We start from the raw sequence: 13,691 nt of genomic DNA, 5'->3' as shown, positions 1-13,691 counted from the left end.
TTACCAGCCTCGCCTCGCTGGTCAAACCAGCGAGATCGAAGACGATCAGTCGGTGGGGTGCGATCAGCTTAACACGCTTCCGAATCCACTTGAGACTCTCGCGTTTGGCCTCCCCGGAACCGGGGTAACCGCGCTGTCCGCGGGGAAAACATTAGCACCCCTCAGGACCCGCCGAGCACAACTCGCCCACTCCTCACCGCATTCGCCGGGTGGACATCTCCGTCAATTCCCTCACTTCCGGTCATCCGCGAACGGTCTCCGGTTCCCGCTCCCGGATTCCGCCCCCGCCGGCGCCCGGCTCCGGGGGGCCGGGAGCCGATGCGAGCCGGCCGTACACGGGAGGAGATCCGCCCCGGGAAGCCGAAACGGCCGCCACCCGGGTCATCCCGGGCGGCGGCCGCGGCGGGCCGGGGCTCCCCGGACGGACCGCCCGGGGAGCCGTGGCCTAGCTGATGCGCTCGATGACGAGCGGAAGCGGCTCCACGACGAGTTCCCCCGCCACCTCGTACGCGCCTTCCAGCGACGCGAGCGCCGAGTCGAAGCGCGAGGTGTCGTCGGCGTGCAGCGTCATGAGCGGCTGCCCCTCGCGGACGGTGTCCCCGGGCTTGGCGTGCAGGGTGATCCCGGCCCCGAACGAGACGGGGTCCTCCTTGCGCGCGCGTCCCGCGCCGAGCCGCCAGGCGGCCACGCCCACGCCGTACGCGTCGAGCCTGGTCAGCACGCCCGAGGCGGGCGCGGGGATGTCCAGGGTCTCGGCGGCGCGCGGCAGCGCGGCGTCCGGGTCCCCGCCCTGGGCGCGGATCATCGCCCGCCACACGTCCATCGCCGAACCGTCGGCGAGCGCGTCCGCCGGGTCCTTCGCGCCGGACATCCCCGCCGCGGCGAGCATCTCCCGCGCGAGGCGCACGGTCAGCTCGACGACGTCGGACGGGCCTCCGCCGGCCAGCACCTCGACCGACTCCTCGACCTCCAGGGCGTTGCCGACCTTGCGCCCGAGCGGCCGGTCCATGGCCGTGAGCAGCGCGATCGTACGCACTCCGTGGTCGGTGCCGATCGCGACCATCGTCTCGGCGAGTTCCCTGGCCCGCGGCACGGTCTTCATGAACGCGCCGGAGCCGACCTTCACGTCGAGCACCAGCGAGCCGGTGCCCTCCGCGATCTTCTTCGACATGATCGACGACGCGATCAGCGGGATCGACTCGACGGTCCCGGTGACGTCGCGCAGCGCGTAGAGCTTGCGGTCGGCCGGGGCGAGGCCGGTGCCCGCCGCGCAGATCACCGCGCCCGTCGAGCTCAGCACGCCGAGCATCTCCTCGGGCGAGAGCGACGCCCGCCAGCCGGGGATCGACTCCAGCTTGTCGAGCGTGCCCCCGGTGTGGCCGAGGCCGCGCCCGGAGAGCTGCGGCACCGCCGCGCCGCAGGCCGCGACGAGCGGGGCGAGCGGGAGGGTGATCTTGTCACCCACCCCGCCCGTGGAGTGCTTGTCCGCCGTGGGCCGGTCCAGCGCGGACCAGTCCATGCGGTCGCCGGAGCGCAGCATCGCGTCGGTCCACTGCGACACCTCCCGGCGCGACATCCCGTTCAGCAGGATGGCCATCGCCAGCGACGACATCTGCTCGTCGGCGACCTCGCCCTTGGTGTAGGCGTCGATCACCCACTCGATCTGCTCCGCGGACAGCTCGTGGCCGTCGCGCTTGGTGACGATGACGTCGATCGCGTGCAAACCCTCAACCCTCTTCCGAACCTTCTCGGGCCAGGTATCCGGCCACGAGCACGACCACCATCCCGGCGAGCGCCACCCAGACCCCCACCTGGATTTCGCCCGAGACGGCTCCCTTGCCGACGCCCGACTTGGCGGCGGCGGTGCGGATCCCCCAGAGCACCACGGTGGCCAGCGCCACCAGACCGCCGAGCCAGGCGTACGGCGCGCCGCCGTACAGCCCGGCGACGAGCGCGACCGCCGCAGCCAGCAGGATCAGCACCGCCATCGACGACCCGAAGGCGCCGCCCGGTGACCCGGACATGCCCTTGAACAGGTCGTGCAGTTGGAACGCCGTCGTGTCGGCCCCTGCCAGCCACGGCAGGAACGCGCTGTAGGCCAGGGTGACTCCCCCGGCCAATGCCATGAAGCGTGCGGACCCCCGCATGCCAGTCCCCCCGTAGATCCCCCTATAGGTCGGACGGACCCACCCTATCCAGCTCTTCCGCGCCAAAGGCGTAAGGCAGCAGCGAGTCCATCCGGATCGGTTCCTCCTGCCCCAGATCGAGCAGCAGGTCGGGCCCGCCGTGCTCCCACAGGAGCTGGCGGCAGCGCCCGCACGGCATGAGCTGATTGCCGTTGCCGTCCACGCAACTCACCGCCACGAGCCGGCCGCCGCCGGAGGCGTGCAACGCCGAGACCATGCCGCACTCGGCGCAGAGGCCGAGTCCGTACGACGCGTTCTCGACGTTGCAGCCCGACACCACGCGCCCGTCGTCGACGAGCCCGGCGACGCCGACCGGGAAGCGGGAGTACGGCGCGTACGCCCGCTTCATCACCCTGGTCGCCTCGGCTCGCAGGGCTTCCCAGTCGATACGCATCAGCCTGTCTGACCCTTCCGGTAGATGACGCCGTCCGCGGCGGGCATGCGCAGGCGCTGCGCCGCGAGCGACAGGACGAGCAGGGTCACCAGGTGCGGGGTGAACTGGGTGAACTCCTGCGGAATCGTGTCGGTGACCAGGTAGTACACCAGCACGAGGGCGGCCATCACGCCGGCGATGGCCGCGGGCCTGACGCGGGCGCGGGTCGCCTGCCAGACCGTGACGGCGACGAGCAGCACGACGACCACCAGCAGCAGGGCGTGCACGGAGAGGCCGCCGCCGCGGAGCTGGAGCGCGTCGGTGTACCCGAACAGCGCCGCGCCCGCGGCCAGGCCGCCCGGCCGCCAGTTGCCGAAGATCATCGCCGCGAGGCCGATGAAGCCGCGTCCCGCGGTCTGGCCCTCGCGGTAGATGCCCGAGGCCACGATCGACAGGAACGCGCCGCCGAGCCCGGCCATCGCGCCGGAGACCACCACGGCGATGTACTTGTACTTGTACACGTTGACGCCGAGGGACTCCGCCGCCACCGGCCGCTCGCCGCACGACCGGAGGCGCAGGCCGAAGGCCGTACGCCACAGGACGAAGAACGACAGCGGGATCAGCAGGATCGCGACGATCGTCAGCAGCGACACGTCCACGAACAGGCCGCGAAGGATGCCGGCCAGGTCCGAGAGCAGGAAGATGTGCTGCTTCTCCAGCGAGGACAGCGGGCCGTCGATGCCCGGCAGGCTCACCTTGGTGATGCCGGGGATCGGCGGGGACTGCGTCTCGCCGCCGCCCTGCATCCCGGTGAAAATCTGCTTGGACAGGTACTGCGTGACGCCCAGGCCCAGGATGTTGATCGCCACACCGGAGATGATGTGGTCGACGCCGAACGTCACCGTGGCGAGGGCGTGCAGAAGACCGCCCACCGCGCCGCCGACGAGGCCGGCGACGACGCCGGCCCACGGGTTGGCGAACTGCACGCCCGCCCACGCGCCGAACCACGTGCCCAGCATCATCATGCCTTCGAGGCCGATGTTGACCACGCCCGCGCGCTCGGCCCACAGGCCGCCGAGGCCCGCCATGGCGATGGGCACGGCCAGGCCGATGGCGGCGTTCATCGTGCCACCGGAGGTGATGTCGTTCGCCCCGGTGATCACGCGGATCACCGACAGCAGCACCACCAGGGCCGCGATGGCGAGGAGCAGGGTCTTCCAGGTGAGCCGGAAGATCGCCTTGCGGGGAGCCTCCAGCTCCGCGCCGACCTTGATACCGGTGGCCATCACGCCGCCGCTCCTTCCGGCGCCGGTCCGCCGGTGCCGCCGGCGGAGAGTTCCCTGCTGACCCGGCGTTGCTCGGCGACCAGCTTGTACCTGCGCACGAGCTCGTACGCCACGACCACGGAGAGCACGATGACGCCCTGCATGATGACCACGATCTCGTTCGGGATCTCGTTGATCTGAAGAATGTTGGACGAGTTGTCCAGGAAGCCGAACAGCAGCGCGCCGATGGCGATGCCGACCGGGTGGTTCCGCCCGAGCAGCGCGATCGCGATGCCGGTGAAGCCGAGCCCGGTCGGGAAGTCCAGCCCGTAGGAGTAGGACGCGCCGAGGAGCTGCGGCATGCCGACGAGGCCGGCGACCGCGCCGGAGATCACCATGGAGATGACCACCATGCGCTTGACGTTCACGCCGCTGGCGATCGCCGCGGACTCCGACTGACCGGTGGCCCGCAGGTCGAAGCCGAACCGGGTGCGGTTGAGCAGCACCTGGAAGGCGATGCCGGCCAGGATCGCGATGATCACGAAGCCGAACACCTGCTGGGTCCCCGAGCCGGGGATCAGCGACAGGCCCGGCATGTGGCCGGACTCGGGGATGTGCTTGGTCCCGATGTTGTTGCTGCCCGCGACCTGCACCGCGAGGCGGTCGGTGTTGAGCAGGTAGGCGACGATGCCGGTGGCGATGAAGTTCAGCATGATGGTCGAGATGACCTCGCTGACCCCGCGGGTCGCCTTGAGGATGCCGGCGATCGCCGCCCAGGCGGCGCCGACCAGCATCGCCACGACCACGATCAGCAGGACGTGCAGCGGGCCGGGCAGCGCCACCGCGCCGCCGACCGCGGCCGCCAGCATCGCCGCGAGGCGGTACTGACCGTCCACGCCGATGTTGAACAGGTTCATGCGGAAGGCGACCGCGACCGCGAGCGCGGCGAAGAAGTACGTCGTCGCACTGTTGATCGTGAGCGAGATGGTGCGCGGCTGGAAGCCGTAGTCGACCATCAGGGACAGGGTCTCGATCGGGCCGTGGCCGGAGACGGAGAGCACGATCGAGGTGATGATGGCGGCGAACACGACCGCGAGCACCGGCGCGGCGAGGGTGAGGAGAAGGCTCCTCAGGCGTGCGCTCACGCCCCTTCCCCCGCTCCGGTCATGGCCGAGCCGAGCGACTCGGGCGTGACCGTGGCGGGGTCGACGTCGGCGACGAGCCGGCCCCGCAGAATCACCTTGAGTGTGTCGGACATGCCAATCAATTCGTCGAGGTCGGCGGAGATGAGGAGTACGGCGAGGCCCTGGGCCCGCGCGGCGCGCAGGTGGTCCCAGATCGCGGCCTGCGCGCCCACGTCCACGCCCCGCGTGGGGTGGGACGCGATGAGCACGACCGGTTCGCCGCTCATCTCGCGGCCGACGATCAGTTTCTGCTGGTTGCCGCCGGACAGGGCGTCCGCCGCGACATCGATGCCCGGAGTCCGGACGTCGTACTCCCGCACGATGCGCTCGGTGTCCCTGCGGGCGCCGGCGCGGTCGATCCACGGGCCCTTGGAGTTCGGCCGGCGCGTCTGGTGACCGAGGATGCGGTTCTCCCAGAGCGGCGCCTCCAGCAGCAGCCCGTGGCGGTGGCGGTCCTCGGGGACGTACCCGATGCCGGCCTCGCGGCGGCGGCGGGTGTCCAGCGAGGTGACGTCGGTCCCGGCGAGGGCGATGGTGCCGGTGGAGGGCCGCATGCCCATGATGGCCTCGACGAGCTCGGCCTGGCCGTTGCCCTCGACGCCGGCGATGCCCAGCACCTCGCCCTTGTGGATGGTGAACGAGACGTTGTCCACCACGGGGCGGCCGTCGGACGAGCGCACGGTCAGGTCGCGTACGGCGAGCGCCTGCTGGTCCGTGACGGTGGACTCGCGGGTCTCGGGGCTGGGCAGTTCCGAGCCGACCATCAGCTCGGCGAGCTGCCGGGCGTTGACCGTCTTGGAGTCGATGCCGGCCTGGACCGTCGTGCCCCGGCGGATCACCGTGATCTCGTCGGCGACGGAGAGCACCTCGTCGAGCTTGTGCGAGATGAAGATGACCGTCAGGCCCTCGCGCACCAGCCCGCGCAGGTTGTCGAACAGCTCGTCGACCTCCTGCGGGACGAGGACCGCGGTGGGCTCGTCCAGGATGATGATCCGGGCGCCCCGGTAGAGCACCTTGAGGATCTCGACGCGCTGCCGGTCGCCGACGCCCAGGTCCTCGATCAGCGCGTCGGGGTCGACGCCCAGGCCGTACGCGTCGGAGATCTCCTTGATCTTCCTGCGGGCGCCGGCGAAGTCGATGGACAGGCCCTTGCGGGGCTCGCTGCCCAGGACCACGTTCTCCAGCACGGTCAGGTTGTCGGCCAGCATGAAGTGCTGGTGCACCATGCCGATGCCGACGGCGATCGCGTCGGAGGGCGAGCCGAAGGAAACCTTGGTCCCGTTCACGGCGATGGTGCCCTCGTCGGGCCGCTGCATGCCGTACAGGATCTTCATGAGCGTGGACTTGCCGGCGCCGTTCTCACCGCAGATCGCGTGGACGGACCCGCGCCGGACGTGCAGGTGGATGTCGCGGTTGGCGACCACGCCCGGGAAGCGCTTGGTGATCCCGTCGAGCTCGACGGCCATCGCCTCGGACGCGGGCGGTTCCGGCTCCACCGAATCTTGGATAGTGATGATGGACTCCTCTCAGCAGTGGCCCGGTACGAGAAAGGCCCGGGCGACCTAGCGCCCGGGCCCACCCGCGTCGGGTCAGGCCCCGGTCTTGGCCGAAACCTTGATCTCGCCGCTGATGATCTTCTGCTTGAGCTCGTCGAGCTGGGCCTTGATCTCGTCGACCTTGCCACCGGTGGTGGAGTAGTCGACGCCGCCGGCCTTCAGGTCGTAGACCTTCTCGCCCGCCTGGACGGTGTTGTCCGTGAAGCTCTTGAGGAAGTCGAACACCGCCACGTCCACGCGCTTCACCATGGAGGTGATGATGACGTCCTTCACCGCGGCATCGGCGGTGAGCGCCTGGTCGGAGTCCACGCCGATAGCCATGGCGTTACCCTCCTTGGCGGCCTTGAACACACCGCCGCCGGAGCCGCCGGCCGCGTGGTAGACCACGTCGGCGCCACCGTCGATCATGCCCTTGGCGGCGACCTGACCCTTGGCCGGGTCGTTGAAGCCCGTCATGTCCGGCGGGTTGGTGAGGTACTGCACCGAGGTCTTGATGTCCTTCTTGACGTGCTTGGCGCCCGCCAGGAAGCCCGCCTCGAACTTGGCGATCAGGGGGACCTTCACGCCGCCGACGAAGCCCACGCTGTTCTTCTTGGACTTGAGCGCGGCCGCCGCGCCGACGAGGAAGGAGCCCTCGTGCTCGGCGAAGGTCAGGTTGCTGATGTTCGGAGCCTGGGCGCCCGCGTCGTCCACGATGGCGAACTTGACGTTCGGGAACTCCTTGGCGACCTTCGTCATCGGCGCGGAGTACGCGAAGCCGATGCCGATGATCGGGTTGTAACCGCCCTGGGCGAGCAGCCGGAGGCGCTCCTCCTTCTGGGCGTCGGTCTCGCCGGGGCTCGCCTCGAGCTCCTTGCCCTCGACCTTGAGCTCGGACTTGGCCTTGTCGAGGCCGCGCGCGGCGGCGTCGTTGAAGGACTGGTCGCCGCGACCGCCGATGTCGTAGGCCAGGCCGACCTTGGCCCCGCCCCCGCCCTTCGCGGCGCCCTCGGAAGCGCCGGTCTTGGCGTCGTTGCTTCCACCGCCGCACGCGGCGGCGCTAATGGTCAGCAGGGCACTGGTCATCAAGGCCAGGCCCAGCTTGGCTACTTTGTCACGGCGCACGGTGACTCCTTTTTCGTTCCCCGCCCGTTCTCACCTGACGTCACACGCGCGCACGAACGCACGGTAACCCTGCACGGAAGATAGTTGTTCGACCTGCGGGAACCAAATGGTGGCAGAGGTCCGCAACTCGTCCGTTACCGACTACAAGCGCGTCTGTGACCGGCGTTCTGCACGTCCCCGTTCGGACACCAACGACACCTGTGACCCGAATCACAGTAAAGCCTGGTTCGGCCGCAGCCGGAGATTGGGCCTTGCGGGCGGTTTGCCCGAGGCGCACAGTGCGTTTTGCCCCCTGGGCAGATCCCGGCCCCCCACCTCTTGGGAGTCCCGAGAATGCGCCGTTGGAAGACCCTCGTCGTTCCGCTGGCCGTCGCGCTGGCCACCGCCGCCGCGGCACCCGCGCTAGCGGACCCGGCCCCCGCTCCCCCACCCCAGATCAAGGTCGAGAACGGGGAGACGCAACCCGTCTTCTCCCGCGCCGACGCCATCATCGAGACCGTGTTCGTCGAGGTCGCAGGCGTGGACAGCGACAACGACGGCAAGCCGGACCGAGTCGCCGCCGACATCATGCGGCCGAAGGAGACCGACGCGGGCCTGAAGGTGCCCGTGATCATGGAGGCCAGCCCGTACTACGCCCCGCTGAACGACGTGCCCATGCACGACGTGGACATCGACGGGGACGACCCGGGCCAGGCCAAGACCCGCGCCGCCCACAACCGGCTGGCCGAACTGCAGGCCGCGGGCGCCGTCAGCGCCGGGCCGTTCGACGGGTACTACGACAACTTCTTCGTGCCGCGCGGCTACGCGGTCGCGCTCGTCGAGAGCCTCGGCAGCGCCCGCGCCACCGGCTGCCCCACGAGCGGCGGCCGCAACGAGACCCTCGGGGTCAAGGCCGCGGTCGACTGGCTGAACGGCCGGGCGCGCGGCTTCGACGCCGACGGGAACCCCGTCACGGCGGGCTGGACCACCGGCAACGTCGGCATGATCGGCGTCTCCTACAACGGCACCCTGCCCAACGCGGTCGCCACCACCGGCGTCGAGGGCCTGAAGACCATCGTGCCGATCGCCGCCATCTCCTCCTGGTACGACTACTACCGCGCCAACGGCGGCGTGCTCGCGCCGGGCGGTTTCCAGGGCGAGGACACCGACGTGCTCGCCAAGGCGGTGCTGACACGCGAGAACCCGCAGATCTGCGCGCCGGTGATGGACGCGCTCACCCGGGACCAGGACCGGATCACCGGGGACTACAGCAGGTTCTGGGCCGAGCGCGACTACCTGCACGACGTGAACAAGGTCAGGGCGAGCGTCCTGCTGGTCCACGGCCTCAACGACTGGAACGTCAAGACCATGCACTTCGGCCAGTGGTGGGACGCGCTCGCCAAGCGGGGCGTGCCGCGCAAGATCTGGCTGCACCAGGCCGGGCACACCAGCCCGTTCAACCTGCGCCACACCGAGTGGATGCGCACGCTGCACCGCTGGATGGACCACTGGCTGCACGGCCTGCAGAACGGGATCATGAACGAGCCGCAGGCCGACGTGGAGTACGCCCCGAACCAGTGGGCCCAGCACAAGCGCTGGCCGCTGCCCGGCACCGCGACCGTGCCGCTCCGGCTGGGCGCGGGGGCGAGGCTCGGGCTGCTCCCCGGCGGCGCCGGCCCGTTCGAGTCGTTCACCGACCAGCGCACCCGCACCGCCGAGACGCTGGCCGCGAACCCGCAGACCCCCGACCCGAACCGGCTCGCGTACGTCACCGAGCCCCTCAAGAAGGACGTCAGGATCTCCGGCAAGCCCGAGATCACCGTGCGCGCCTCGCTCAAGGACGGGCGCTCGCCGTACCTGACGGCCCTGCTGGTGGACTACGGCGAGGACGAGCGCGCCACCGGCGGCACCCGGTCCACCGGGCAGCGCGTCTGCTACGGGCAGGGCGTCCCCGGCGATGACGGCTGCACCACCCTGCGCACGCACGTCACCGCCACGACCCCCTTCAAGATCGTCTCGCGCGGCTGGCTCGACGTGCGCAACCGGCACTCCGAGTCCCGCACCGAGCCGGTCACCCCGGGCAGGCCGTACCTCTTCCGCTGGGACTTCCAGCCGCAGGACCACATCTTCAAGGCCGGTCACCGCATCGGCGTCGTCCTGCTCTCCACCGACTACGACTACACCCTCCGCTACCCGCCGGGCACCCAGGTCTCCGTGCAGCCCGGCGCCAGCTCCCTCTGGCTGCCCGTGGTGTTCGGCCGCGACGCCCTGACCTGACGACCCCGCCGGCGGTACGGCGGGCCCGCCCCGCCGTACCCCGGCAGCGGCAAGGCTCCCGCCGTGCCCCCGGCGAGTCAGGGCTCCGGCGGTGCGCAGGACCGGCGAAGCCCGCCGCGAACGGCGAAGCCCCGGCACGCTCGATCGGCGGCCGGGGCTTCGGAGGTCGTCCGGTCAGGGCGCCAGGACCGGGCCCGTCAGGGTCTGCGGGTCCGGCTCCAGGCGCTGGCCCTCCCAGAGCGCGGTGAGGGCCGTGGCGGCCAGGACGCGGACGCCCACCCCGATGCAGCGTTCGTCCACGTCGAAGGTGCCCTGGTGGATGTCGACGTCGTGGATGTCGCCCGGGGTGCGCACGCCGAGGCGGGCGAAGGCCCCGGGGATGGACTCCAGGTACCACGCGAAGTCCTCGCCGCCCAGCGACTGGGGCGTCGGGACGGCCGCGTCGGGCCCCAGGACCTCGCCGACCGCGTCACGCAGCATCTGGACGCTGGTGACCTCGTTGACCGTGGGCGGGACGCCGCGCATGTAGTCGAGCTCGGCCTCCACGCCGTACGCCTGGGCCACCGAGTCGAGCAGCGCCTTGAACAGGTCGGGCGCGGCGTGCCACGCCTCGTCCTCCAGGCAGCGCACGGTGCCCTCCGCCACGCCGTCGTCCGGGATGACGTTGCCCACCGACCCGGCGCTGACCCGGCCCCACACCAGGGACAGCGACGAGCGCGGGTCGATGCGGCGGGACAGCGCCGCGGGCAGCTCGGTCACGATCTTGGCGAGGGCGAAGACCAGGTCGGCGGTCAGGTGGGGGCGCGCGGTGTGGCCCCCGGGGCCGCTGACGCGCACGCTCACGCGGTCGCAGGCGGCGGTGATGGGGCCCGCGCGCAGCCCCAGCCGGCCGACCTCGATCTTCGGGTCGCAGTGCAGGCCGAAGATGCGGTCCACGCCGCTGATGCCGCCCGCGGCCATGACCGCGAGGGCGCCCTTCACGGTCTCCTCGGCGGGCTGGAAGATCAGCCTCACCCGCCCGGGCAGCAGCCCCGCCTCGGCCTGGCGCGCCAGGAACAGCCCCGCGCCCAGCAGGATCGCGGTGTGCACGTCGTGGCCGCAGGCGTGGCAGCGGCCGGGGATGACCGACCGGTACGGCACGTCCTTCTCGTCGGGCACGGCGAGCGCGTCCAGGTCGGCGCGCAGCGCGATCGTGGGCCCGTCGGCCTGCCCCACGTCGCAGAGCAGGCCGGTGCCCTGCGGCAGCACGACCGGGTTGAGGCCCGCGGCGGCCAGCCGGTCGCGGACCAGGCCGGTCGTGCGCTCCTCGGCGAACCCGAGCTCCGGATGCATGTGGAGGTCACGGCGGAAGGCGATCAGCTCGGCCTCGTGCCCCGCGAGGAACTCGGCGAGTTGCCCCCGCAGATCATGCCCCTCCATTCTTCGTCACCTCCCTCGAGGTGACGAAACGGTCCTCCCGGAACTCCGTCAGTGCGGCGTCGACCACGTCTTCCAAGGTTCCCCCGTCGGCGATGATGGCTCGCTGGCGTTCGTACGGCGCACCGCGTTCGAGCACCTCGTTCACCACGGACAACTCCTCGGCGCAGCCCAGCCGGTCGCCCATGGGCTCCAGCAGGCGCACGAGCTCGTACAGCTCGTCGCGCACGGGCGCGGTCGCGCCGGTGTCGTCAGTGACGATCATGGCGTCGAGGCCGTACCGGGTGGCCCGCCACTTGTTGTCGCGTACGACCCAGGGCGCGGGCCGCGGCAGCGTGTAGCCGCGGTCGAGCTGGTGCTCGAACTGCTGCACGAGGCACTGCGACAACGCGGTCACCATGCCGACCTCCTTCAGGGTCGGTATCCCGTCGAACATGCGTATCTCGATCGTGCCGAAGTCGGGGTGCGGTCGGATGTCCCACCACACCTCCTTGATGCTCTTGATGGTGCCGGCACGCATAAGGGTGTCCATGTACTCCTCGAACTCCGCCCAGTCCGCCATGAGATGAGGTGGTCCCGCGGTGGGCAGCGCCCCGAAAACGATCGCCCGGCTGGAGGCGAGCCCGGTGTCCTGGCCGCCCCAGTAAGGGCTGGAGGCAGTCAACGCCAGAAAATGCGGCAGGTAGGCCGCGAGCGCGTTGACGATAGGTATGACCTTATCCCGATCGGACACGCCCACGTGGACGTGTACACCGAAAGTTTGGATACGCCATGCCAGCCACTGCATCTCCTCGACGAGTTCGGTATAGCGCTGTACCGGGGCCATCACGGCGTTTCGCCAGTCGCTGATGGGGTGGGTTCCCGTGCAGGCCAGGGCCATTCCGCGCAGGTCGACGACGGGCTGGATCCGGGCGATGCTCCCGGCCAGGTCGGCGACCGCCTCGGAGACCGTGTGACTGATGTCAGTGATGATCTCCAACTGGGACTGCATCAGCTCGTGCATGAGCTTGGGACGCGCAGTCTCCGACATCTCGGGCAGAGCGGACAGAACCTCCCGCGCGTCCTGCCGAAGATGCCTGGTCTTCACGTCGACGAGCTGGAGCTCCCACTCGACCCCCAGGGTCGCACCACGTGACGGGTTGAACTCGATGGCCACGAAGAACCTCCGTGCACAATCTTTCCAGCTCGACGCGTTCCCGCGCGGCGGAATCGGTCAGGACGCGATCCCCAACTTGTCAGTCCAAATCCCCCAGCCCTCGCCGGAGCCAGGAACCCATGAAATATCACTCAAATACCTCGTCAAGGCCGAGCGTCAGTGGAATACCCAAAACTCGGCAATCCCCCCATTTTAGGCAATAGTCCGTAGATCGGTACGGTTGCCACCCGCCCCTCCCGCGCGGCGACCGCCCCCGCCCGCCGTACGGCACGCGCCCGTGCTACGGCCCGCGCTCGCGCTACGGCGCACGCCCGTTGTGCGGCGCGCGCCGGCCTCCCGGACGCCGGAGCCGGCCCAGGCCCGCCCGAGACGGGGGAAAGCGTGATCATAGGGAGGGATTACCCTCCAGCCATGAGACTTCACGTCGTCGACGCCTTCACCGACCGGCCCTTCGGCGGGAACCCCGCCGCCGTCGTACTGCTGGACCGCCCCGTGGACGAGGCGTGGATGCAGTCGCTCGCCGCCGAGATGAAGCACTCCGAGACCGCCTACCTGACGCCCCGCGAGGACGGGTACGGCCTGCGCTGGTTCACCCCGGCCGTCGAGGTCGACCTGTGCGGGCACGCCACGCTCGCGAGCGCGCACGCGCTGTTCTCCGGCGGGGAGGCCGGGGACGAGATCCGGTTCCACACCCGCAGCGGGGTGCTGACCGCGCGGCGCGAGCGGGAGAGCGGCATGATCCTGCTGGACTTCCCGGCGCGCACGATCACCGAGGTGCCGGCGCCCGCCGGGCTGGACGCGGCGCTGGGGGCCGAGCCCCGCTGGACCGGGCGCGACGAGGACGACCTGCTGGTGGAGCTGGCCGACGAGGAGGCGGTGCGCAAGCTGGAGCCCGACATCGCGCGGCTCGCCGAGGTGGAGGTGCGCGGCGTGACCGTGACGGCGCGCGGCTCGGGCGAGTACGACTTCGTGTCGCGCTTCTTCGCGCCGCGGGTCGGGGTGGACGAGGACCCGGTGACGGGGTCGGCGCACTGCGCGCTGGCGCCGTACTGGGCGGACCGGCTCGGGCGCGACACGCTCGTGGGGTTCCAGGCCTCGGCCCGGGGCGGCGTCGTGCGCGTGACCGCGCGGGGCGGCCGGGTGGAGCTCGCCGGCCGGGCCGTCACGATCCTCGACGCCGAACTCGCGATCTAGG

General features: G+C 70.7%; 11 protein-coding genes. 2 read left to right on the top strand and 9 right to left on the bottom strand.

From position 1 onward, the window contains the following. Positions 1-445: 445 nt before the first annotated feature. The 7 genes from D5H75_RS32805 to D5H75_RS32775 form a co-directional block, all read right to left on the bottom strand. The gene (locus D5H75_RS32805; protein ID WP_119930465.1) at positions 446-1,723 is read right to left on the bottom strand and encodes a thymidine phosphorylase; all 1,278 of its coding nucleotides are present in this window, start codon (positions 1,721-1,723) and stop codon (positions 446-448) included. A gap of 4 nt (positions 1,724-1,727) precedes the next feature. Beyond that, positions 1,728-2,147 (bottom strand): hypothetical protein, encoded by a 420-nt coding sequence (locus tag D5H75_RS32800; protein ID WP_147425347.1) that lies wholly within the window; start codon positions 2,145-2,147, stop codon positions 1,728-1,730. A 22-nt stretch (positions 2,148-2,169) separates the two neighbouring features. After that, positions 2,170-2,580 (bottom strand): cytidine deaminase, encoded by a 411-nt coding sequence (locus D5H75_RS32795; protein WP_119930463.1) that lies wholly within the window; start codon positions 2,578-2,580, stop codon positions 2,170-2,172. After that, a complete protein-coding gene (locus D5H75_RS32790) occupies positions 2,580-3,845 on the bottom strand; it encodes an ABC transporter permease (RefSeq protein WP_119930462.1) in 1,266 nt (421 codons plus the stop codon). Before D5H75_RS32790 ends, D5H75_RS32795 begins: the two co-directional genes overlap by 1 nt. Beyond that, the gene (locus tag D5H75_RS32785) at positions 3,845-4,969 is read right to left on the bottom strand and encodes an ABC transporter permease (protein ID WP_119930461.1); all 1,125 of its coding nucleotides are present in this window, start codon (positions 4,967-4,969) and stop codon (positions 3,845-3,847) included. The genes D5H75_RS32790 and D5H75_RS32785 overlap by 1 nt, the downstream gene beginning before the upstream one ends. After that, positions 4,966-6,474: an ABC transporter ATP-binding protein gene (locus D5H75_RS32780; protein WP_119930475.1), complete on the bottom strand. Its 1,509-nt coding sequence runs from the start codon at positions 6,472-6,474 to the stop codon at positions 4,966-4,968. The genes D5H75_RS32785 and D5H75_RS32780 overlap by 4 nt, the downstream gene beginning before the upstream one ends. A 123-nt stretch (positions 6,475-6,597) precedes the next feature. Continuing rightward, positions 6,598-7,668, bottom strand: a complete 1,071-nt coding sequence (locus tag D5H75_RS32775) for a BMP family lipoprotein (protein WP_242454652.1) — start codon at positions 7,666-7,668, stop codon at positions 6,598-6,600. 333 nt (positions 7,669-8,001) lie between these two features. Here D5H75_RS32775 and D5H75_RS32770 point away from each other — a divergent pair, with 333 nt between their 5' ends. Then, positions 8,002-9,924 (top strand): Xaa-Pro dipeptidyl-peptidase, encoded by a 1,923-nt coding sequence (locus D5H75_RS32770; RefSeq protein WP_119930459.1) that lies wholly within the window; start codon positions 8,002-8,004, stop codon positions 9,922-9,924. Between the two features lie 174 nt (positions 9,925-10,098). Here D5H75_RS32770 and D5H75_RS32765 read toward each other — a convergent pair whose 3' ends face one another. After that, complete coding sequence (locus D5H75_RS32765; RefSeq protein ID WP_119930458.1) at positions 10,099-11,343, bottom strand: amidohydrolase; 1,245 nt, start codon at positions 11,341-11,343, stop codon at positions 10,099-10,101. Beyond that, positions 11,330-12,496: a glutamate--cysteine ligase gene (locus tag D5H75_RS32760; RefSeq protein WP_119930457.1), complete on the bottom strand. Its 1,167-nt coding sequence runs from the start codon at positions 12,494-12,496 to the stop codon at positions 11,330-11,332. The genes D5H75_RS32765 and D5H75_RS32760 overlap by 14 nt, the downstream gene beginning before the upstream one ends. Positions 12,497-12,907: 411 nt before the next feature. On the opposite strand from D5H75_RS32760, the gene D5H75_RS32755 reads away from it, so the two are divergent. Then, entirely contained in the window at positions 12,908-13,690 is a 783-nt protein-coding gene (locus D5H75_RS32755) for a PhzF family phenazine biosynthesis protein (protein WP_119930456.1), read from the top strand. Position 13,691: the final 1 nt, after the last annotated feature.

Origin of the sequence: Bailinhaonella thermotolerans, assembly GCF_003594875.1 — a bacterium.
Lineage (GTDB): Bacteria > Actinomycetota > Actinomycetes > Streptosporangiales > Streptosporangiaceae > Bailinhaonella > Bailinhaonella thermotolerans.
Note: the sequence above shows the minus strand (reverse complement) of the source record. Positions and strands in the feature narration are given on the sequence as shown.

What these genes read in the sequence shown, in the direction of transcription:
- D5H75_RS32795 (WP_119930463.1), bottom strand. Translation starts at nt 2,580, where the DNA reads ATGCGTATCGACTGGGAAGCCCTGCGAGCCGAGGCGACCAGGGTGATG.
- D5H75_RS32755 (WP_119930456.1), top strand. Translation starts at nt 12,908, where the DNA reads ATGAGACTTCACGTCGTCGACGCCTTCACCGACCGGCCCTTCGGCGGG.
- D5H75_RS32800 (WP_147425347.1), bottom strand. Translation starts at nt 2,147, where the DNA reads ATGCGGGGGTCCGCACGCTTCATGGCATTGGCCGGGGGAGTCACCCTG.
- D5H75_RS32765 (WP_119930458.1), bottom strand. Translation starts at nt 11,343, where the DNA reads ATGGAGGGGCATGATCTGCGGGGGCAACTCGCCGAGTTCCTCGCGGGG.
- D5H75_RS32780 (WP_119930475.1), bottom strand. Translation starts at nt 6,474, where the DNA reads ATGGCCGTCGAGCTCGACGGGATCACCAAGCGCTTCCCGGGCGTGGTC.
- D5H75_RS32790 (WP_119930462.1), bottom strand. Translation starts at nt 3,845, where the DNA reads ATGGCCACCGGTATCAAGGTCGGCGCGGAGCTGGAGGCTCCCCGCAAG.
- D5H75_RS32770 (WP_119930459.1), top strand. Translation starts at nt 8,002, where the DNA reads ATGCGCCGTTGGAAGACCCTCGTCGTTCCGCTGGCCGTCGCGCTGGCC.